The 21533-nt window shown below is 52.0% G+C and carries 22 protein-coding genes; 3 read left to right on the top strand and 19 right to left on the bottom strand.

Features of this window, described 5'->3' with window-relative positions:
* Positions 1-313 precede the first annotated feature (313 nt).
* Positions 314-520: a cold-shock protein gene (locus tag ABWO67_RS03530; RefSeq protein WP_353147604.1), complete on the bottom strand. Its 207-nt coding sequence runs from the start codon at positions 518-520 to the stop codon at positions 314-316.
* A gap of 299 nt (positions 521-819) precedes the next feature.
* Between ABWO67_RS03530 and ABWO67_RS03525 the strand changes: the two genes are divergently transcribed.
* Positions 820-1989 carry a methionine aminotransferase gene (locus ABWO67_RS03525; protein WP_353147584.1) on the top strand — a complete coding sequence of 390 codons (1170 nt, stop codon included), beginning with the start codon at positions 820-822 and terminating at the stop codon, positions 1987-1989.
* 820 nt (positions 1990-2809) lie between these two features.
* Here the strand turns inward: ABWO67_RS03525 and ABWO67_RS03520 are convergent.
* The 3 genes from ABWO67_RS03520 to mnmE form a co-directional block, all read right to left on the bottom strand.
* Complete coding sequence (locus ABWO67_RS03520) at positions 2810-2971, bottom strand: FMN-binding negative transcriptional regulator (RefSeq protein ID WP_353147601.1); 162 nt, start codon at positions 2969-2971, stop codon at positions 2810-2812.
* A gap of 15 nt (positions 2972-2986) precedes the next feature.
* A complete protein-coding gene (locus ABWO67_RS03515) occupies positions 2987-4039 on the bottom strand; it encodes a metallophosphoesterase (protein WP_353147582.1) in 1053 nt (350 codons plus the stop codon).
* A 501-nt stretch (positions 4040-4540) separates the two neighbouring features.
* Entirely contained in the window at positions 4541-5938 is a 1398-nt protein-coding gene (gene mnmE / locus ABWO67_RS03510; protein ID WP_353147598.1) for a tRNA uridine-5-carboxymethylaminomethyl(34) synthesis GTPase MnmE, read from the bottom strand.
* Positions 5939-6111: 173 nt separating this feature from the next.
* Here mnmE and ABWO67_RS03505 point away from each other — a divergent pair, with 173 nt between their 5' ends.
* On the top strand, positions 6112-6408 hold the full coding sequence (locus ABWO67_RS03505; protein WP_353147579.1) for a YciI family protein: 297 nt from the start codon (positions 6112-6114) through the stop codon (positions 6406-6408).
* A 49-nt stretch (positions 6409-6457) separates the two neighbouring features.
* Here the strand turns inward: ABWO67_RS03505 and ABWO67_RS03500 are convergent, their stop codons facing one another.
* The 11 genes from ABWO67_RS03500 to ABWO67_RS03450 all read right to left on the bottom strand — a co-directional run bounded on the left by ABWO67_RS03500 (position 6458) and on the right by ABWO67_RS03450 (position 17852).
* The gene (locus ABWO67_RS03500; RefSeq protein WP_353147576.1) at positions 6458-7891 is read right to left on the bottom strand and encodes a catalase; all 1434 of its coding nucleotides are present in this window, start codon (positions 7889-7891) and stop codon (positions 6458-6460) included.
* Positions 7892-8118: 227 nt separating this feature from the next.
* Entirely contained in the window at positions 8119-8832 is a 714-nt protein-coding gene (locus ABWO67_RS03495; protein WP_353147573.1) for an ABC transporter ATP-binding protein, read from the bottom strand.
* Positions 8832-9575: an ABC transporter ATP-binding protein gene (locus tag ABWO67_RS03490; protein ID WP_353147570.1), complete on the bottom strand. Its 744-nt coding sequence runs from the start codon at positions 9573-9575 to the stop codon at positions 8832-8834. Before ABWO67_RS03490 ends, ABWO67_RS03495 begins: the two co-directional genes overlap by 1 nt.
* Positions 9572-10576: a branched-chain amino acid ABC transporter permease gene (locus tag ABWO67_RS03485; protein ID WP_353147568.1), complete on the bottom strand. Its 1005-nt coding sequence runs from the start codon at positions 10574-10576 to the stop codon at positions 9572-9574. The genes ABWO67_RS03490 and ABWO67_RS03485 overlap by 4 nt, the downstream gene beginning before the upstream one ends.
* 12 nt (positions 10577-10588) lie before the next feature.
* Positions 10589-11509 (bottom strand): branched-chain amino acid ABC transporter permease, encoded by a 921-nt coding sequence (locus ABWO67_RS03480; RefSeq protein ID WP_353147565.1) that lies wholly within the window; start codon positions 11507-11509, stop codon positions 10589-10591.
* A 55-nt stretch (positions 11510-11564) separates the two neighbouring features.
* Positions 11565-12770 (bottom strand): ABC transporter substrate-binding protein, encoded by a 1206-nt coding sequence (locus ABWO67_RS03475; RefSeq protein ID WP_353147562.1) that lies wholly within the window; start codon positions 12768-12770, stop codon positions 11565-11567.
* 166 nt (positions 12771-12936) lie between these two features.
* On the bottom strand, positions 12937-13731 hold the full coding sequence (locus ABWO67_RS03470; protein WP_353147559.1) for an SDR family NAD(P)-dependent oxidoreductase: 795 nt from the start codon (positions 13729-13731) through the stop codon (positions 12937-12939).
* 20 nt (positions 13732-13751) lie between these two features.
* Complete coding sequence (locus tag ABWO67_RS03465; protein WP_353147556.1) at positions 13752-14477, bottom strand: SDR family oxidoreductase; 726 nt, start codon at positions 14475-14477, stop codon at positions 13752-13754.
* A 33-nt stretch (positions 14478-14510) separates the two neighbouring features.
* Complete coding sequence (locus tag ABWO67_RS03460; protein WP_353147554.1) at positions 14511-15278, bottom strand: citryl-CoA lyase; 768 nt, start codon at positions 15276-15278, stop codon at positions 14511-14513.
* A gap of 22 nt (positions 15279-15300) precedes the next feature.
* Positions 15301-16809 carry a class I adenylate-forming enzyme family protein gene (locus ABWO67_RS03455; RefSeq protein WP_353147552.1) on the bottom strand — a complete coding sequence of 503 codons (1509 nt, stop codon included), beginning with the start codon at positions 16807-16809 and terminating at the stop codon, positions 15301-15303.
* A 41-nt stretch (positions 16810-16850) separates the two neighbouring features.
* Positions 16851-17852, bottom strand: coding sequence for a Bug family tripartite tricarboxylate transporter substrate binding protein (locus tag ABWO67_RS03450; RefSeq protein WP_353147549.1), 1002 nt, complete (start codon positions 17850-17852; stop codon positions 16851-16853).
* A 123-nt stretch (positions 17853-17975) separates the two neighbouring features.
* Here ABWO67_RS03450 and ABWO67_RS03445 point away from each other — a divergent pair, with 123 nt between their 5' ends.
* A complete protein-coding gene (locus tag ABWO67_RS03445; protein WP_353147547.1) occupies positions 17976-18716 on the top strand; it encodes an IclR family transcriptional regulator in 741 nt (246 codons plus the stop codon).
* A gap of 61 nt (positions 18717-18777) precedes the next feature.
* Here the strand turns inward: ABWO67_RS03445 and yidC are convergent, their stop codons facing one another.
* From yidC to rpmH, 4 genes are all read right to left on the bottom strand, one after another.
* Entirely contained in the window at positions 18778-20469 is a 1692-nt protein-coding gene (gene yidC, locus ABWO67_RS03440) for a membrane protein insertase YidC (protein ID WP_353147545.1), read from the bottom strand.
* 129 nt (positions 20470-20598) lie between these two features.
* Entirely contained in the window at positions 20599-20832 is a 234-nt protein-coding gene (yidD, locus tag ABWO67_RS03435; RefSeq protein ID WP_353147542.1) for a membrane protein insertion efficiency factor YidD, read from the bottom strand.
* Positions 20832-21197 carry a ribonuclease P protein component gene (rnpA, locus tag ABWO67_RS03430; protein ID WP_353147539.1) on the bottom strand — a complete coding sequence of 122 codons (366 nt, stop codon included), beginning with the start codon at positions 21195-21197 and terminating at the stop codon, positions 20832-20834. The genes yidD and rnpA overlap by 1 nt, the downstream gene beginning before the upstream one ends.
* 52 nt (positions 21198-21249) lie before the next feature.
* Positions 21250-21384, bottom strand: coding sequence for a 50S ribosomal protein L34 (gene rpmH / locus ABWO67_RS03425; RefSeq protein ID WP_023951589.1), 135 nt, complete (start codon positions 21382-21384; stop codon positions 21250-21252).
* Between the last annotated feature and the right edge of the window lie 149 nt (positions 21385-21533).

The following is a 21533-nucleotide window of genomic DNA, read 5'->3' as shown; positions in this document are numbered from 1 at the left end:
ATGGAATGTTCCACGTGAAACACTCAGCGATATACAAGACAGTCAGCCCCTGTGGATAACTTTGTGGGTAACAAGGTGAACAAGCCGTGGATATCTTTCTCCCAACCGAGTAGGTGAGCCAGTCATAGCGTGGGTGTTACACCATAGCTACCTGCCGAAGCGTTGAATGAAAAACTATGGTTTTCCTGTGGATAAGTACAGTAGAAATGCCTGACCGAAGGGCTAAACCCACTAATAAGGGCAATAAAAAACGCCCACGCAGTAAAGCGGGGCGTTTAACTGGTTTGCACTAACTAATGTGCAAACTCAAAAATCACAGAGGGCGAATTTCTGCTGCCTGAGGGCCTTTAGGGCCTTCTTTAACTTCGAATTCGACATCTTGGCCTTCATTCAGGCTGCGATAACCGCGACCCTCGATAGCCGAAAAATGTGCAAACACGTCAGTGCCGCCTTCGTCTGGAGTAATAAAACCAAAGCCTTTATCGGCGTTGAACCACTTAACTTTGCCCTTTTGAACCATGATGCGTAGCGTCCTAAAATTAAACAAAAAGCTATGTAATAAGAACGCTAACCCCAACGATTTCATCAAATCATCGATACCTATTTACGTGGTATCCAGATATAGATTGACTACTACACGCGATACTGGCGCATTGCCCCTTACAAAGCAGTCATGAGCATAACCACGCGTTAAAGCTTTCTCAAATACTTGTTTACCCCAATGTGGTATTTTTCCTGCATAGCAGCGCCCAGCCCTTATCTTTACCAGTAAGGTAGCTGAAATCCTTGAATTCTTTAATTTGAAAAATACTGCCCAAGATGAAATTTGAATCCAAACTGCCTGATGTGGGCACTACTATTTTCACAGTCATGAGCCAGTTGGCCACCGATCACAAGGCCATTAATTTAGGCCAAGGCTTTCCCGACTTCAACCCCGCAGCATCGTTGTTGAACTTCGTGACCCAAGCCATGACAGATGGCCATAATCAATACCCGCCCATGGCAGGGATCCCGGCGTTGCGCCAGGAAATTGCCGCCAAAGCAAAGGCCTTGTATGGATACAGCTACGATCCCGATACAGAGATCACGGTAACCAGCGGGGCAAGTGAAGCACTCATGGCGAGTATCCTGGCCTTTGTGAAGCCGGCTGACGAAGTCGTCGTGATTGAACCGTTTTACGACCTGTATATTCCCGCGATTCAATTAGCTGGCGGAACTCCGGTTATCGTTGCCATGCAAGCGCCAACTGAAAATAAGCCGCAATACAGTGTCGACTGGCAACAAGTTCGCGACGCCATAACGCCTAAAACACGTATGCTTATTATCAATTTCCCTCATAATCCAACGGGTATCAATCTGCAAGAAAGTGATCTGGACTGGCTGGAACGCATTGTCACCGAAACCGGTGTCTTATTGCTATCTGACGAGGTCTACGAACATATCGTTTTCGATGGTCAACAACACCAAAGCCTGGCAAGACGCGAAACGTTGGCAGCCCATGCCATTGTCATATCTTCATTTGGAAAAACCTACCATACGACTGGCTGGAAAATAGGTTACTGCTGCGCGCCTAAAGCACTATCTACTGAAATACGGAAAGTGCACCAGTTCATGGTATTTACCGTTAGCTCTCCCATGCAAGTGGCTTTGGCTCAGTACATGAAAGACCCAAAACCCTATACGGAGCTGTCGGGTTTCTACCAAACAAAACGCGACCGTTTAGCCCAAGGCTTGGCCAAAACGCGTTTCAAGCCCATGCCTAGCCAGGGCACGTTCTTTTTGCTGGCCGATTACAGCGCAATATCCGACCTTCCTGAAGCGGAGTTTGCAAGATGGCTAACCATCGAACATGGGGTAGGCGTAATCCCCATTTCGGCTTTCTACCAAAAACCCGGCGCAGCCGAATCTAATCACCAATTAGCTCGTTTCTGCTTTGCCAAACAAGATCACACCCTGGATTCGGCAATCGAGAAACTAGCGCTAGTTTAATCGACCGTTTTTTCCGGATTTGAACTTCGACACCCTGCGAAAGCAGGGTTTTTTATTTCTTGGCGGATTAGCCAAATCGGCGTAGCCCAGCTTTCGATGGCTAAAGGCATTTTTGCTGCGACAAGGGCCCGAATCCTTACCGCATCAATTGCAATGTCCATCGAATGCCAGAAGTATACATGCGGATTTGGCTTTTAAAACAGGCTTGAACAGGCCGGGAAATTGCTGCTGTTTTCAGTTGTTCTTTCTTTTTATATTTATAAAGACTAATACTAATGGGTGTCTGTGGATAACTGGCATAACTCCAATATTGGCTATCAATACAGCAACTTGCGAGACATTTTTTAGGGGCATAAGTTATGTGTAGCGAGTGGATGAAAAGGGCACAACTTTATGGGGGGGTACTAAAAGGCAAGTTATGCCTGTCTCATCCACAGGGTATTCACAATTAGCTGCCTTAGTAGTTATCCACAGGTAAAAATTTTTGCTGGCCCGCTTTTTACCCCCAATAGATAGTTACTAATTGTAAATTAACGAGGATTTACGCCAGAGTCTCATCATATTTTCTGTTTTTCTTGCATCAGGCGAGCGATTTTCAGATTGAATACCGACTCTGTTTTAGGTTGTTCTGGGTCAGTGAGCCCGAAAATAACGCCTTGCTGATCGAGCCAACAGGGTTTTCAGGCAGCCGGTCGGCGCATCTTTCAGCCTCCAGGACTCTGGGCACCTTTGTTCATAACGATTGGTTGGACGTTCCAGATGCCCTAGAAGCCACTCAGCGTCGTTCCTGATGAAAAGGAACCTATGGACATGCACCCCGTCACGTAATTCCACGTAGGCACCGCCTTGCCCCCGTACTGGCCTTTGTGAGGTGCCAAGAAGGGGATATGTACGCATGAAGGTCCTGAAATATAGCCAGCACAGCAGTTCCGTCAGGTAATGACGCGAATTCTGTAAGTGCAAATGCATTGGAGACGTAAATAGCACCGGCGAGATTTCAAGAGGTGGAAAATACCTCGCCAGTATCGAAAACCACCTGGTTTTCGGGCCATTGCAAGGCGGCAAGTTTAAAACGGGATTGTTCGAGAGATCGGTTGGCTTTACGATCGCGCCAACGTGCGCCGACTGAAAAATCTACGCAAAATACATTACGTTTTTTTCCATGCCAGGCAAATGGCGGGATATCGTTAAAAAGCTGGCTATAGCGAGGTGAAACCTTGCCTATTTGGGTTCGATACATACGCCAATAATGGCCAATGACCACGGGTACCGTATCGTTATAGTCATTCCACCAGCTAACCCGATCGGAAAAACGCCATCGGTTGCCAGCGAAAAAAGCTGTGTCTGCCTTTTGTTCAACGCCGGAAGTGAGTACTTTCAACGGGTTGAACATTTGCTGCATCGCTTCATATTCGGCGATAGAGTGCAGAAAAGGAGGAGGGCATTGTTCATCCTCCAGCTCTTTGGACCACTGTTTTTTTTCATCTTTGTAGCGCTGGAACAAGCCTGACGCTTTGGCGGTGGACTTCGCAATGCAATTCCAGGCCTGGAACTGCTCCACAACACTGCCTACGGGTATCGAGGCAATGGCTTCAATAGCAGGCGTGGTCCATGCGGCATGTACAACCCTGATATCGTCGCGCCACAACGCCACTGGCAAGCTGCGCAAGAAGTCTTTGACTGCCTGGCGTTCGTTTAGCGGCGTTCGAATAAATGGCGCATAGTTTTTCAGATCGCGTTCGTAGCGCTCGTCGAAAAACCAGCCGGACCCGTCTTTGACATCGTCAATCAGTAAATTGATTTCGTGGTTGCCCAGCACGGCTTGGGCATTACCTTGCAACACCAGGTGCTGCACCAGTTGTATGACGCTGTGGCTATCGGGGCCTCGATCACATAAATCGCCCACAAAAACCAACTTGCGGTTTTTACTATGCTGACCGTGCTGGTTGTAGCCCAATTGCTGAAGCAACGCTAACAACGCTGAATACTCACCGTGAATGTCACCGATGATATCAAGGGGTGCGTCGGGGAGGCGTTGGACTAGGTGCATAAATTTACGATTATCAGGTTTATCTGATGATAAACCGCAATCGGGCAAACGTAAGCACTAACAGCCCGATTAATTGTTTTGAAAAACGAAGCAGGATCGGGTTTATCTGCGTCAGTTCAAAACATCAAGCTGGACGCAGTATAGCCGTTGTTTTGCTTTTTTTTGGAAGGCTGTTTTTCAAGTGAAAGTTGGTTTCGTTGTTTTGTTTATTATCTTTTATATTTATAAAGACTAATACTAATGGGTGTCTGTGGATAACTCGAACAACCTCAATACATCTTTAAAATTCAACGGCTTGAGCTACTTTTTTTACAAGCATAACCTCTGTGTGGTTAGAGGATGAAATGGGAACAACTTTTTCCCCGCTCGGAAATCGTCAAGTTGTGCCTGTGTAATCCACAGCCTGTGCACAAGCAGGCCTTCTAGTGGTTATCCACAAGCAAATTTTTTTTATTTAGTTGAAATTCAGATGAAAAACGCCAGGATTTGACGTTTTTTGGCCTATTTTCCGATGCAAAAACTGGAAAAAATCTCGCCTAACAAGTCGTCGCTGGTGAATTGCCCGGTAATTGCGCATAAGTCGTCGTGAGCCAGCCTTAGTTCTTCAGCGAACAAATCCAGTACGCGGTCGTTCTGGCTGGCGTGGCCCGCAGCAAGGTCCAGATGGGTGCCGGCGTCGTTTAAAGCCTGCAGATGACGTTCTCGGGCCAGCCAGGGGGATTCATTGCTGGGGTTCCACCCAGCAATTTCCAATAACTTCTGGCGCAAGGAATCCAGACCAGCGCCCGTTTTGGCGGAAATGCCAAGAGCAACTTCTGTGGACTGCGTTGAACCTAGGGAAGCGGCTGTGGAATCGGCCAATTTTTCTTGTTCCGCAGCAGGTAACAAATCAATTTTGTTGAAAACTTTAAGCACAGGGGTACGCGCAGGAAGTCGCCGGGTAATGGCTGTGTCGAGCTCATCGCTTTGGGCTCGTGCATCCTGCAGATGAATAATCACATTGGCTTTTTCTATTTCGGCCCATGTTCTGGCTATGCCTATGCTTTCCACTGTGTCATCGGTTTCGCGCAGGCCAGCCGTGTCGACGATATGCAGCGGTACGCCTTCGATATGAATTTGCTGAATGACTTTATCGCGCGTGGTGCCTGCTATGGGGGTCACGATAGCGATGTCGTCGCCGGCCAGCGCGTTGAGCAGGCTGGATTTTCCGACATTGGGTTGGCCTGCCAATACGACGTGCAGGCCTTCACGCAGGATCATCCCTTGTTTTGCCTGGGCGGTCAGTGCGGCCAAGTCATTCTGGATATCTTGCAGGGCGGCACGAGCCTGGTATTTTTCCAGAAAGTCGATTTCCTCTTCGGGGAAGTCCAGCGTCGCTTCGACCAGCATGCGCAGACGAATGATGCGGTCGCTGAGGGTATTGACGTGTGCGGAGAAGGCGCCGCTTAACGAGGCCATGGCGCTGCGCGCAGCGGCTTCTGATGAAGCGTCAATCAGGTCGGCAACGGCTTCTGCCTGTGCCAGGTCCAGGCGTTCGTTAAGAAAGGCGCGGTGGGTAAATTCACCGGGTTCGGCGTGGCGCAGACCGTATTCCTTACCTGCCTCAAGGCAGTGCTCCAGTACGCGTCGCAACACGGCAGGCCCGCCATGGCCTTGGAGCTCGAGTACGTCTTCGCCGGTATAGGAGTGGGGGCCTTGAAAAAACAAGGCGATGCCCGCGTCAATGGCGTTACCGTCCCGGTCATTAAAAGGTAGGTAGTGAGCGTGGCGCGGCTTAAGCGGCACATTGAACAGGCGGCCTAACAGAGGCGCCAAATCGGCCCCTGAAATACGTACAACGCCTATGCCGCCGCGTCCGGGAGCAGTGGCGATGGCGATGATGGGTTCGTGAGCGCGCAGAATCATGGCAAACTTATAGCTAAGAGAGGAAAAAGAGGAACGGCTATTGAAACTGTCCAGCAGACAGTTTATCTTGAACGTTCACGCTTTATTTTGCTGCGCGGGCCAGGTTAGCGGCCGCTTAGCTTTTGTTTGTAAATAGCCGTATATAAAACACACAATAAGGACATTGCATGCCATATCTGATTGAAACCTTTGATAAGCCGCATACACAAGCTTTGCGCCAGGCGTTACGTGACAAACACCTGGATTTTCTTGAAGAGAACAAGGACTTGCTTCTGGCTTGCGGCGCTAAACTGGAAGACGATGGCACGGGTGGTACGGGAAGCGTCTATATCGTGGACCTGGAAACGCGTGCCGAAGCAGAAGACTTTGTTAATGCGGATCCATTTGCGGTAGGCGGCTTGTTTGAACGTACCGTCATTACACGTTGGCGCAAGGCCTACCTGGACGGTAAGTGCTACCTGTAATGTCGGATTAGCCCCTCGCAGGGGCGTAATCCGACATTCATTTACAACATCAAGCTAGTGCCTTGATGGCGGCGGCAACGCCGGCGCCATAGGCCGGATCGGCTTGGGTACAGTGGTAGATATGACGTTCCTTCAGGTCGTCGGATGCGCCAGAAATCGCCCGAGCCGTATTATCGAACAAGGCTTGTTTTTGCTGATCATTCATCAAGCGGAACAGGTTGCCGGGTTGTGAGAAGTAGTCGGTATCTTCACGATGATTCCAATGGTCGGCAGCGCCTTCAATGGCGAGCGGCGGTTCGCGGAAATCGGGCTGCTCTTGCCATTCCCCTTGGGTGTTGGGCTCGTTGGCTGTGATCCGGCCATAGTTGCCATCGACTCGCATAGCGCCATCGCGATGGTAGCTATGGAAAGGACACTTGGGTGCATTCACCGGGATCTGGTGGTGGTTCACGCCTAAACGATAGCGCTGCGCATCGCCATAAGAAAAAAGACGGGCTTGCAGCATTTTGTCGGGCGAGAAGCTGATGCCAGGAACGACGTTGGCGGGTGTAAATGCGGCTTGCTCCACTTCAGCGAAAAAGTTTTCAGGGTTGCGGTTCAGTTCCAGGACACCGACTTCGATCAACGGATAATCGCCATGTGGCCAGACTTTGGTCAAGTCGAATGGGTTCAGGTGATAGGTCGACGCGTCTTTTTCGGGCATGATTTGAACGAACATGGTCCAACGCGGAAAATCATTGTTTTCAATGGCGTCAAACAGGTCGCGTTGCGAACTTTCGCGGTCTTTGCCAACCGTTACGCTAGCCTGATCATCGGTCAGGTTTTTAATGCCTTGCTGGGTTTTGAAAGTGAACTTGACCCAATAACGTTCGTTGTCGGCGTTCAGGAAGCTGAAGGTGTGGCTGCCGAATAAATGCATGTTGCGAAAGCCGACGGGAATGCCGCGATCGCTCATGACGATGGTGACTTGGTGCAAGGCTTCAGGCAAGCCAGTCCAGAATTCCCAGTTATTCTGGGCACTGCGCATGCCGGTGCGGGGATCGCGTTTAACGGCGTGGTTCAAGTCGGGGAATTTAAGCGGGTCGCGGAAAAAGAAAACAGGGGTGTTGTTGCCTACCAGATCCCAGTTTCCTTCTTCGGTATAGAACTTCATGGCTACGCCGCGGATATCGCGTTCGGCATCAGCGGCGCCGCGTTCACCGGCAACTGTGGAAAAGCGCATGAACACTTCAGTTTTCTTTCCAACTTGGGAAAAAATCTTGGCGCGAGTGTATTGGCTAATGTCGTGAGTGACGGTGAAGGTACCGTAAGCGCCGGCGCCTTTTGCATGCATGCGGCGTTCGGGGATAACTTCACGATCAAAGTGCGCCAACTTTTCCAGCAACCAGACGTCTTGCAATAAAGCTGGGCCGCGAGGGCCTGCAGTTTGAATGTTTTGATTGTCGACGACAGGTGCGCCAGCAGCGGTTGTTAGCTTTTTCATGTAAATCCTTACAAGAATATAGTGATGCGAATAAAGCAAGCAGGTATTGCCATGGAAGCGTAGGTAAGTCTACTCCCTTACTCTGTAGCTTCAGTTCATAGTTTATATACTTCAGATGACAAAAGGAAATTGATTGATATCAATGAAGTGATAGCTATTGGCTATTAAAAAATGACTGCCTTGCACGGCTTTTCACCTATGTAAGGCCCAATCAAACCAATGAAGGCTTAAATTCCCATATAGCTTTGCAATTGCTCACGCTGGCTGCTGAGCGCATCCGAGGTGCCCGCCCACACGACGCGCCCTTTTTCTACGATGTAGTGTTGATCGGCCAGGGGCAGTAAAGAATTCAGATTCTTGTCTATGCAAATAATCGTCAGGCCGGTTTTTTTGAGTTCCGTCAGGCATTGCCAGATCTCTGTGCGAATGATGGGGGCAAGTCCTTCGGTAGCTTCGTCCAGTATCAATAGTCTGGGATTGGTCATTAATGCGCGGCCTATGGCCAGCATTTGTTGTTCGCCGCCCGACAGGTTGGATCCAAGATTGCCAGCACGCTCGGACAGGCGTGGAAAAAGTCCATAAATCTTTTCCAAGACCCAGGGATTTGCCAGGTTTTGCCGGTTATGGGCGGTAGCGACCAGGTTTTCCTGCACGCTTAAGTTGGGAAATATTTGGCGGCCTTCAGGCACTAGGCCGATGCCGGCACGGGCAATTTTGTAGGTGGGCAAGCCATGGATGTCTTGTCCGGAAAAGCGAATGGATCCACGCGCTGGCGCCATCAATCCGACGATGGACTTGATGCTGGTTGACTTCCCCATGCCATTACGACCCAGCAGCGTGACGAATTGGCCGGCGTGCACCAGGAAGTCCATGCCAAACAAGGCCTGGCTCGCGCCGTAGTAGGCATCGACTTGTTTTACTTCAAGCAAGGGTGCAGACATTAGTCATCGTCTCCCAGATAGGCATTTCTGACGTCGGGGTTGGCCCGGATTTCGCCGGCTGTGCCGCAGGCAATGCTGCGTCCATACACCAGGACAGTGATGCGATCAGCGAGTTTGAATACGGCATCCATATCGTGTTCGACCAGGACTATCCCATACTGGCCTTTCAGGCTGAGCAGCAATTCCGTCATCTGCATGGATTCGGTTTGACTCATTCCGGCCATAGGCTCGTCCAACAGCAAGAGCCTGGGTTTGCCAGCCAGGACCATGGCTAGTTCCAACTGGCGTTGCTCGCCGTGGGCCATGTCCGATACCGGTCTATGCAAATGTTGGGCCAGTCCGACGCGTTCGAGAGCTTCTTGCGCCGGTCCGGTCAGCGATGCCTGGGTCTGGGCGGGGGACCAGAAACGAAAACTATGGCCTTGATGCGCCTGGACGGTAAGCATCACGTTTTGCAATGCCGTGAATTGGGGAAATATGGAGGTAATTTGATACGAACGTGCCACACCGCGAAGGGCGCGAGTTTCTACACGTTCTTTCGTGATGTCTTCGCCGTTGAAAAATATCTGTCCTGAATCGGGTTTGATTTCCCCGGCCAATTGGGCAATAAGCGTGCTTTTCCCGGCGCCGTTAGGGCCGATGACAGCGTGGGTTTCACCGGGCATGACATCGAAATCGAAATGGTCGGTGGCCGTTAGCCCGCCATACCGTTTTACCAGTTTGCGCACGGACAGCAGGCTCATGACGCCTCCTGGCTTGATGCACGGGCTGGCTGCCGATTACGACGGTCGTCCAGGGCCGTCAACATGCCCATCAAACCCAGGCGGCTGGTGGTCACTACAACAACAATCAAAGGCCCGAAAATGATCATCCAGTGCTCAGTGATGGATTTAAGCCATTCCTCGGTCAGTATCATGGCTAGTGCGCCGAACAATGGGCCAAACAAGGTGCCCATGCCGCCCAGCATTACCATGACGATCAGTTCGCCAGAGGTTGTCCATGACATGTAGGAAGGTGAAGCAAACTGCGTGAGGTTGCCATACAAGAGTCCGGCGACGCCGCACAAGGCGGCGGAAATGACATATACCGTTAAGCGATAGCGAAAGGTGGAATAGCCCAGGGCCTTCATGCGCTGATCATTGATTTTGCTGGCGCGCACGACTATTCCGAAACGCGAATGGACCAGGCGATGACAGGCATACAGGCTCAGGCAAAGTACGGCGAAAGACGTAAAGTACAAGGTCAACGATTCGGTAAGAATGATGCCGCTGAAGTCGCTGCCACTGGCCATTCTCAGGCCATCGTCGCCGCCATACTGGCTCAGGCTGACAAACAGGAAATAAAACATTTGTGCAAAGGCCAGCGTAATCATGATGAATGAAATACCGGTAGTGCGCAGTGCGATGCTGCCGGTTATCAGCCCCACGCTGGCGCATACGGCAAGTGTCACCAGCAATTGCAGCCAGCCGTTGGTGATACCGTGGAATCCCATGATGGCGGCGGCGTAAACGCCCAAGCCCAAAAACAAGGCATGGCCGAAACTGACCAGCCCGCCATAGCCCAGTATCAGGTTCAGCGAGGTGGCTGCTATCGCGAATATCAGTATTCGGGTAATTAAGGTGACGATAAAGGAATCGGCAAAACTATACGCATAGAGCGGTACCAGAGCCAGCAGCACCAGCAAGAGGGTGCTTAGCAAGGCGCTGCTGGACCGTTTTGGACGTGTTAGAAGGAGCAAGCTCATAGGGTGTCGCTTTTAAGTGTTATGCACAGGAAACAACCCCTTGGGCTTGATGGCCAGCACGAACGCCATCAACAGATAAATCATCATTGATGCCAGCGCCGGACCCGCGATATCGGCGCTGCTGCGTTCAAGAAAGCTGCGCAATAGACTGGGCAGCACTGTGCGTCCCAGCGTATCGACGACGCCCACGATAAGCGCGGCATAAAAGGCGCCGCGGATGGACCCTATGCCGCCAATCACAATGACCACCATGGTCAGAATGAGAATAGGCTCGCCCATGCCCGCCTGCACTGACATGATGGGGCCGGCCAACAAGCCGGCAAGTCCCGCCAGTACGGCGCCCAGCGCAAACAACAAGGAATTCAGCAATACGATATTCACGCCCAGTACGCCGACCATAGTACGGTTCGTGGCGCCGGCGCGGATGAGCATACCGACCCGGGTGCGATGGATAAGCAGATAACAGCCCACGGCCACCAGCAGACCGGTCGCAATGATGACGAAGCGATAGGCCGGATAGCGAATGCCGAAGATATTGACCGCGCCGGTCAGGAATTCAGGAACTTCCATGTAAAAGGGCGATGGCCCCCAAATCATTCTGGCAAGCTCATTGAAAAACAGGATCAATCCGAAGGTGGCCAGGACTTGGTCCAGGTGATCGCGCTGGTAGAGCTTTTTTAGGGCTATCCATTCGACAGCAAGGCCCAGCGCCAGCATGGCGGGAACCAGCAGGATTGCCGTCAGCACGAATGAATTGGTATAGCCATAGATTGACGCCGCAAAAAAAGCGCCCATCATATACATCGAGCCGTGCGCCAGATTGACGAAGTTCATGATGCCGAAAACCAGCGTCAGGCCAGCGGCCATCAGAAACAGCAGAACCCCCAATTGGAGGCCGTTCAGGGATTGAATTACAAATAATGCCGGGCTCAAGAGGGCCTCCAGGGCTAGCGCCACGGCCAGCTTTGCGGCTGGCCGTGATCAAGGTCTACTTCATTGGGCACTGCGCGGCGAAGTTGGCCCGTGTCTTGATTGCGATGGGGCTGACGGCTTTCAGTTCGGCGCCATTAGCGCCCTCGACTACGTCGACCCGATAGAAGGCCCCATCAGCGATCTGGTTGGTATCGAGTTTGAAGTTGCCGCGTACAGATGCGAAATCCGATGCCTTCAAGGCGCTGCGGAACGCTTCTTTGTTGCTGATGTCGCCTTTCACCTTGGAGATGGCCGAGTCCAGCAGGTTGGCCGCATCGTAAGACTGGGCGGCATACATTGATGGTGGGCGCTTGTAGGCTTTTTCAAAGGCCTCTACAAACTGCTTGTTTTGCGGGTTGTCGATATTGGGGGCGTAAGGGGCGCTGGTAATTGCGCCCACTGCCAGCGATTTGAGCGCGGGCAAGGTGGTGCCGTCAATGGTCGAGACAGAAATAAGGGGCACTTTGCCCAGCAGGCCCGCTTGGCGATACTGTTTGACAAAGTTGATGCCCATCCCGCCTGGGTAGAACACATAGACGGCATCAGGTGACGCCGCCTGCAACTGCGCGATTTCAGCAGAATAGTCGGGTTGGTTAACCTGGGTATAGACTTCGTCGATGATCTTGCCGGTGTAGTCGCGTTTGAAGCCGGAAACAGCATCACGGCCAGCCTGGTAGTTGGCCGCCATGACGTACATGTTTTTATAGCCTAGATCGGATGCCAGTTGACCGCCGGCTTCGTGCAACTGGTCGTTATCCCATGAGGTCGAGAAAAAATAGGGCGAGCAGGATTTGCCAGCGATGGGGGCGGGCCCGGCATTGGAACCGATCAAAAAGACTTCGGCGTCAGTAATGGATTTGTGGATGGCCATCATGACATTGGAAAACGTCACGCCGGTAATGATGGACACTTTCTCGCTTTTCAGCAGCTTTGTGGCGGCTTGTACGCCCACGTCGGGCTTGAGCTGGTCGTCTTCGCGTATGACTTCCACAGGAACACCACCCAGTTTTCCGCCTTTTTGTTCCAGCGCCAACATGAATGCGTCGTACTGGTCTTGCCCAAGCGCGCCGCCGGGGCCCGACAGCGTACCAATGAAGCCTATTTTAAGAGGCTCTTGGGCTGCCAGAGTAGCCGTCGCGCCTAGCGTGCCGCAAAGCAGCGTGGCGGCCGCGCTGTAGCCCAGGAACCGGCGTAGCCGGGCGGGTTGGGTAACATGATTCATAGCGTCTCCTGTGGGCTTTGTATGTTTATATTCTTAGTGTAGTTGTAGTGTGCGGTTGTGTGTATCGCCAACTTACATTAAGCCTAAAGCTTTTTCCATCGGGAATTACCCAATAGCGGAGCAACCACGAGGAGACTTTCCCGTGAAAGGAAAACCATGTCGCCGTTTAAAACTTGCCGGTCAGCCCTCCATCTACAATTAATTCGGTGCCAGTAATATAAGAAGCGTCATCAGAGGCAAGGAACGCGATCGCGTTTGCGACCTCCCAGGCGGTTCCCATGCGTTGCATGGGAACTTGCTGATTCCGCTTGTCGCGTACTTCGTCTTGGTTGCCGTCGGAAGAAAAGGCAGCAGATACGTTTTTCTTGATGCGGGGTGTATCGATCAGGCCCGGTATTACTGTATTGGCGCGAATACCCTCGGCGGCATATTCCTGCGCAATCATTCGGGTAAATTGAATGAGGGCGGCCTTAGTCACGCTATAGGCAAGATGTGGATATCCCACATAGCGAATTCCGGCAACGGAAGATACCGTTACGATTGCGCCGCCGCCTCGTTGGATCATGTTGGGTATGATCAATTTTGATGCCATAAGCAGGCTTTGGACATTCACTTGGTAGATGCGATCCAGATCAGCGGTTTGTGTTTCATTAATGCCGCCGATTTTTCCGATTCCTGCGTTAGCCACATAAATATCGATGCCGCCGAATTCACCTACAGTTTGCGCTACGGCCTGTTCGATGGATGCCTGGTCAGCAACATCGGCTTGTATCGCTAAAGCATTGCCGCCGATTTTTTGAATTTCTTCGACGACTTCCTGTGCTGCAGCCATGCTGGTATCCAGGGCAACGATGGTTGCGCCTTGCCGAGCCAGGGTAAGGGATGTTGCTTTTCCAATACTCCAGCCAGGCGCGCTGCTACCCGCGCCAGCCATGAATACGATTTTATTGGCAAGTTTCATGGATCTAGTTACCTGATAAATTACGCTGCGTTGCCTAAACCCACGGTCATTCCACCGCACACATACAGCACTTGGCCAGTCGTGAAACCTGAACGATCATCTAGAAAAAAGTATGCCGCATGGGCGATTTCTGAAGGGTCGCCCAAGCGTTGTATGGGAATTGTCTTGAGGATTTGATGTGTTTGAGGCGCATCAGGGGGGTTAACTGCCGTGAAGAGTTCAGTAGCGATAGGGCCTGGGCCGATTGCATTTACCGTAATGCCGTTGCCGGCCAGTTCTAGCGCCCATGTTCGTGTCATTCCCAATAGACCTGCTTTGGATGCGGCATAAGCGGTGCGCTTTTCCTTGCCTAGCGCGGCCCGGCTGCTGATGTTGACGATGCGACCGAAGTTATTGGCTCGCATGGCAGGTAAAAACTGTTGAACTATCAAGATAGGAGCTTCGATGTTGAGCTTCGCTACTGTTCTGACGTCTTCGATCTGGGTGCTTTCCAACAGCGCCGGTTTGACCATGCCGGCGTTATTGACGATGCGCAAGATCTCATGCTCTTGGGACAATTGCGCCAGAACACCGCTTAGGGCGTCGGTGTCCAGCAAGTCGATGGAAATATGGCGTTCGTTATCAGAAAGCGAGTGGGGCGCCCGCATATCAAGGTTCAGAGTGTGGAAGCCTTCTGCTGCCAAGCGCTCAATAATTGCTTTTCCGATGCCGCTGGAGCCCCCGGTAACTAAAACGTATTGTGGCATTGTCGATGCTCGCATTTTTTAAGAAAAGTGGTTTCAGTCGGTGTTTTTTTTCACATACGGGACTGCATGATCAATGGTTTCCCATATGAATCTACCTGACGGTATGCGCTGTTCTTCGGCAATGTGCGATACCAGGCCAGCCGCTCTGGATATCACGGCAAAGCCTCGCATAAGTTCGGTGGGTATGCCTATTTCACCTAAAAGCGCGGCAACGGCTCCGGTCGCATTGATGGTGATGTGTTTGCCGTAAACCTCATCGACAGCCTTGCTCAGTGTCAGTAAAGCGTTTACATGTTTTTGGGAGAGTTCCGATTCTTTTTGTGCAAGCTCGATAAGCTTGATTGAACGGGGATCGTCCGGCTTATGTAAATGATGGCCAAAGCCCGGCAGATGTTGTTTAGTTGTTTTGTATTGTCGGGCCAGAGCGAGCGCCGCTTGTTCCTGATCGTCTGAGTTCAGTAGCTGGACAAGCAGTTCGGAACAATTTTCCATCGTTCCAACGAACTGGCTTCCTACGGCAAGTATCCCGGCTGATACGGCGCCCTGGAGATTTTCCGGGGCGCTCATGTAGATCAAACGTGTGGCAATAGCGCTAGGAGTCAGGCCATGCTCCATTAGCGTGATCAGGACTGCGTCGACGATACGCAGGTCGACCGGTCGTGGACGACGGCCGATAATCTGAGTAAACATGACGTCGGTAAAAGTACGCTCGCCGATCAAGTCATTCACTAGATCTTTATCGCGGTAATTCATGCCGGTCAGGCTATGCGCGCACAGTTCGGTAGTAGGGGCTTGTGTCATGGAATCTCCGGTTTATATAGGTTTATTGGGTGGCGCCGTTGCAAGCATGTTCGGCGTTTATTACGTTTTCTTTGATTGTTGTTTTCAGAACCTTGCCCACGGAAGAGCGTGGCAGGCTGTCATAAAAGTAAATGTTCTTTGGTGTCAGCACAGGCCCAAGTTTTTCTCGCACAAATGCCTTGAGCTCATCCACTGTTACGGAATGGGATGGTTTGAGTTCAATCGCAGCGTTAACCGTTTCTCCCCATTTGTCGTCGGGCACGCCAAATACAGATGCTTCGTGTACAGCGGTGTGCAGAGACAGCGTATTTTCGACATCGACCGGATAGACGTTAAATCCGCCAGTAATAATCACGTCGCGCAGCCGCTCTTTCAAAAACAGGAAGCCTTGCTCGTCCAGATATCCGACGTCGCCAGTATGTAGCCAGCCATTTTTGATGGTCTCACGGGTCTTCTCTGGCAGTTCCCAGTAGCCTGTCATGACCAAGTCGCCTTTGATTACTATTTCGCCCATCTCGCCGGTAGGTAGTTGCTCGCCGTCAGGAGACACAACAGCCAGTTCGGAAAGCCAAGTGGCCCTGCCCACCGAGGCGCGGTAGGCAGGATTTGCCAGTTCTTCAGGCGTCAATAGGGTGGCAATCTGTGGGGCTTCCGTCTGGCCATAAGTGGTGGCTACCACTGGCCCAAAAAATGCCTGTGTATGGATGATTTTTTCGGTGGGCATGGGAGCGCCGCCGTATATCAGAAGGCGTAGCGCGGGAAAGCTCAATGCGTCGACACCAGGTGATGCCATGAGCTTGTAGATCAGCGTCGGCGGCATGAACGTCATGGTGCCGCCTTGCTGCTTGAACGCCTGCACAATGTCTTCTGACGAGTTCGAGGCGCAAAGAAGCAGCGTACCGCCTTGCGCCAGCAGTGGGACGATGTAGGTGCCTGTGCCATGGCTGATGGGTGCACAAATTACAAACTTGTCCTGGTGGGTAATCTGCCATCCAAAGATTTGATTGATGATTCCCGCCACCCACGCTCGATATGGTTGCATGACTCCCTTGGGGATGCCGGTCGTGCCGCCAGTGAATTTAATTGCCTGGGTGCCGTCCCGAGATAGTGCATGGCGTGTGGGTACTTGGCCTTGGTGTGTGGCGATCAGATTGGCAAATTGCGCGAATGGGATCTTGAGGCTTTCATCGCCATGAATCAGTTCATTGCCAATGTCGTCCACCATCAAGGCGGTTGGTGCGGTCGTATCCAGTATTCGGCGAATTTCAGATGACGTGCTGCGGTAATTCAACGGTACCCAGACCTTTCCTGCCGCAAGGATAGCCAGCATGCCAATAATGTAGTTTGGCGAGTTTGCAGCGCACAGACCTACTCGTGATCCCGGGGTAGGGTCTTTCGCCTGCAAGACTACGGCCAATGCATTGACTGCTGTTACCAGCTGGGCATAGGTAATCTGCTCAGCGGGGCTTTCTATGGCGGTTCGGCTACCGTGCAGTTGCGCTGCGCGGTATAAAAAGTCGATGGGAAACATGATGCTGGGGTGCCTTCTAGAGTTAGGTTAGCCAGGTTTGATTAGTTGGCGGTGAGATTGGCTTTCTTGACGACTACGTCCCACTTGTCAATTTCCGATTGGACGTATTGCCCGAAGCGCTCGGGGGAGTTCGGTTGCTCTGGCTCCATGAATCCATTTTTTTCGAAAGTGGAGATCACTTCAGGCTTTTGCAGGGCTTTGTTCAGCGCTTGATTCAGTCGGTTGACGATTGGGGCAGGTGTGCCGGCGGGTACGTTAAGGCCAAACCAGGACTGGACCAGGAAGTCTTCCACGCCTTCCTCAGCAAAGGTAGGCGTATCTGGCAGGGAGTTGACGCGCGAGCTGGTCGTAGTGGCGATGGGGCGTAACGTGCCCCCCTTGATATGTGCGAGTGAGGAAGGAAGGTTATCGAACATGGAGTCGACTTGGCCCCCTAACAGGTCCGTAACCGCAGGGCCGCTGCCGCGGTAGGGAACATGGAGAATATTGGTGCCGGTCCGAATCTTGAACAACTCGCAAGACATGTTTATGGATGAACCGATACCTGATGACGCACAAGTTAATTTGCCAGGATTCTCTTTGGCATACTGGATATAGTCTTGGACCGTCTTAAAGGGCAGCTTTGGGTTGACGACAAGGACGTTTGAGATCGAAGCCATCATTCCTACCGGCTCGAAATCTTTCACGAAATCATAGCGAAGGTCTTTATACAGCGCGCGGTTGATGGTGTTGGCGATAGTGCCTACATATATGGTGTAACCATCGTTTTTGGCGCGGGCTACATATTCGGCGCCGATATTACTGTTGGCGCCTGCCTTGTTTTCGACGATGACCGATTGTTTTAATTCGTCGGAGAGCGCCTTGGCGATCAGGCGCGCCAGTATGTCTGTTGCTCCCCCGGCCGCGTATCCCACCACCATGCTGATTGGCCGCGCAGGATAGTCGCCCTTAGCCGAAGCGACTGTGCTGTTTAGCAATAGCGCAGGCAAGGCGAGTCCGAACATGGCAGCCTTGAGGAAGGATTTTTGAATTTTGAATGTCATGTTGTCTCCACATGTCTATAATTTGGACGAAAATAAGGATGTACATAGATCCTATATGTGAACCACGCGAATAAACAACATAACTTGTCTATAATTTGGACAAATTAATTTGTGAGAAAGTATATGGATGAATCCGGCCCTAAGACATTCAGGCGAGGACTTCAAATTATTGAAGCGCTACGGGCAGCAGGTGATGACGGATTGAAAATTACTGATATTGCCGCGTTGACTGGCATACAGCGCACAACGGTTTATCGGTTTCTGGACGTATTGGTCGATCAGGATTATGTACAGCCAGCGACGGAGGATCGTGTTTTCATTTTCAATCATGCGCACTTTGCGGTGGGACCTTCCGCCACATACAGTATCGACCGCTTAAAGCCGGTACTTGCCCGTATCAGTGCCCAGACGGGGGATTCGAGTTTCCTGGTTCGCCGCGAGAATGGCGACTCATTGTGTGTGCATCGGGAAGTGGGTACTTATCCTGTCCAGGTATTGTCTGTCACTATCGGGCATAAGCAACCTTTGGGTGTTGGCGCCGCCGGCCTGGCGTTATTGGCCAATTTGCCCAAAAATGATATTGAGCAGATTTTGCACGCCAATAAAAATATATTGCCCACGTTTGGGGGTATGACGTGCGAGCAAATGGAACAGTTGATCAGATCGACATTGGAACGAGGTTGGTCTGCGGTGGGAAATGCGGCAGTACCGGGCGTGCTAGGGGTCGGAGTACCTATATTGCATCGGTCGGGCCACCCTATATTCGCCATCAGCGTATCCAGTGTTATAGATAGAATGCCTTTGGCGCGGCAGCGCTTTATTGTTGAGCTTATAAAGAAAGAATTGGCATTGGCTATCGTTTAGCCCGCATATAACAACAAGGGCACCCCATGGGGTGCCCTTGTTGTGTTGCCTGGCAGTGCGCTTAGCGGGAAGCGGCTGCGTTTTCCTTGTCCAGCTTGTACATGATGTAGCGTTGCTGGGCGATGGATACGGAGTTATTAACGCACCAGTACAGCACCAGGCCGGCAGGGAAGAAGAACATCATGCCGCCGAAAACCAAAGGCATGATCATCATGATCTTGGCCTGGGTAGGATCGGGAGGCGTGGGGTTAAGCTTGATCTGCAGGAACATGGTCGCCATCATGAAAGCGGGCAGAATGAACCATGGGTCGCGCGCGGCCAAATCGTGAATCCAGAGTATCCAGGGGGCGCCACGCATTTCGACGCTGCCCAGCAATACCCAGTAAAGTGAAATGAACACGGGGATCTGCACCACCATGGGCAAGCAGCCCCCAAGCGGATTGATCTTTTCGGTGCGATACATTTCCATCATGGCGGCGTTGAGCTTGGCCTTGTCATCGCCGAACTTTTCCCGCAAGGCTTGCATGCGCGGCGTAACCAGCTTCATTTTGGCCATTGAGCGGTAGCTGGCTGCCGACAAGGGGTAAAACACCAGCTTGATCAGGAAAGTCAGAGCGACAATTGTCCAGCCCCAGTTACCCAGTATGGCGTGCAGCCATGTCATGATCTTGAACAACGGCTTGGCAATGATGGTCAGCCAGCCGTAATCGACCACGAGTTCCAGGCCGGGGGCCAGTTCGCTCATGGCTTTTTGATCTTGAGGACCCACCCACAGGTTGGACTCAACCACCTTGTGATCACCGGGCTGGATAGCACCCACGGATTCAATGCTGCGGATGGCATACAGGTTGTCCGAGACGCGCAGGGCTTCGTTGTGGCGCACTACGCCTTCAGTCGGCACCCAGGCTGTAGCGAAGTAATGCTGGACGACGCCAATCCATCCGTTATCGGCTTCTTTGATGTAGTTGGACTTGCCTTTGTCGATATCCGAAAACTTGATCTTCTGGAACTTGTCCTGGGCGGAATAAAGCGCTGGCCCGGTAAACGTGCTGTAGAAGGAAGACGTGTCGGACGGGTCGTTACCGTCGCGTGTCAATTGCAGGTACAGCGAAGGCGTGACGGCCGTCGTGCCCAGGTTGTAAATATCGTGCTGGACTTGAATGTCGTAACGGCCCTTGTGCAGGGTGTAGGTTTTGACGACTTTTACGCCATCGGTTTCCGATTCGAAAACCACTTTGAGCGAGTCGCCCGTAAGGTTGTTTTCCGATGAAACCAGTTTGAAGGGCGTCAGGTGCGTGGGGTAGCTTGCGCCGGCCGGTGCGCCGATGACACCTGTTTGTGCCAGGTAAACCGACGAGGCGGAGTTGTCCAGCAACACCATGGGCAGTTTGCTGTCCCCCGGTGCAGCGTATTTCAGCAGCTCGGCTTCGACCAACTGGGCGCCCAGCGTGTCAAAGGTAAGGTCAAAGACATCGGTTTTGATGTTGACCTTTTCTGACGCATTCGCTGGTTGATTGTTTCCGCCAGGTACGGCGTCGCTAGCCGCAACTTGCGCCGGCGTGCCAGGGGCTGTTGTCGGCACGCTGGCATCAGCGGGAGTCGCTGCAGGCGTTTGTGTCGAGCTTGCCGTTTGGGTTGCCGTTGGGCTGGACCCGAAAAGCGAGGGCTTGCCGTTATGCACTTGCCAGTTATTCCATAGCAGCAAGAGCGAGAAGGAGAAAATCATCCAGAGGATGGTGCGTCGGATATCCATAGCGCCTGTTTCAAGTTAAAGCTGAGCCAAAAGCCCAACAGTTTAACGTAGCTCAGCTGAATCAAAGATGAGCAGAAAATAATTCAAAAAAACTGCAACAAGTTCGGAGCGTTGGGAGGTGTTCCGCTGCTACCGCGACTTGCGTTTTGGTTCTGGTACCGGGTCGTAGCCGCCTGGACACCATGGATGGCAACGCGCAATGCGCCGCATTCCCAGCCAGAGCCCGATCAAAGGACCCCGTTTTTCAATAGCTTCGATTGTGTAACTGGAACAAGTGGGTGTAAAGCGACAGCTTCTACCAACCCAAGGACTAAGAAAATACCGGTAAAACCGGATGGGAGCAATGAGCAGCGCCTTGATCATTACATAGCGCGGTTTAACAAGACATCAATTTCGCCGCGTACCCGCGCTTTAAGTTCAGTGAGGGTAAACGGCCCGACTTTGGAATGCAGGCGAAAGACGAGATCGCGAACAGGAAGTTCGTGCCGCTTTTGCCGAAAGGCTTCACGTATGACACGCTTGATCGCATTTCTGGTCACGGACTTCGCGGCAAACCGCTTGGCAATGACGAGGCCAAGCCTGGCACAGGTAATATCCGTGTCGACAGGAAGATCGCGTGGCGTCGTTACAACGAACAACGCCCCTCTGGCAAGTCGTTTACCCTTTAGGGCAGACGCATATTCTGAGGGGCGGTGCAGGCGAGCCGCAGCAGGAAATGTGGCGCGCATAAAAGCAAGCGTCAGCCGTAGCTACCGGCTGTGCGCAAAAAGCTTTTGAGGCTTATACGGCCAGGCGCTTGCGGCCTTTGGCACGGCGCGCATTGATAACGGCACGGCCGCCACGCGTTTTCATGCGGACGCGAAAACCATGGGTACGCTTGCGACGGGTGACAGAAGGTTGGAAAGTGCGTTTCATTGGAGATCCAAAATAAAAGAGCTACCCGAATACCTGGCAGAATTTATCTACAGTGGCGGTTTCGGGCGTTAAAAATTCTTGTCAAGCCCACCATTTCATCAAATTTTTATAGTTTAGTCAAATGGTTAGCATAAATACTAGGCCTAGTA

Origin of the sequence: Pollutimonas bauzanensis (genome assembly GCF_040393045.1) — a bacterium.
Classification (GTDB): domain Bacteria; phylum Pseudomonadota; class Gammaproteobacteria; order Burkholderiales; family Burkholderiaceae_B; genus Pollutimonas; species Pollutimonas bauzanensis_A.
The sequence above is the reverse complement of the archived record's forward strand: the minus strand, read 5'-3'. Positions and strand labels throughout refer to the sequence as shown.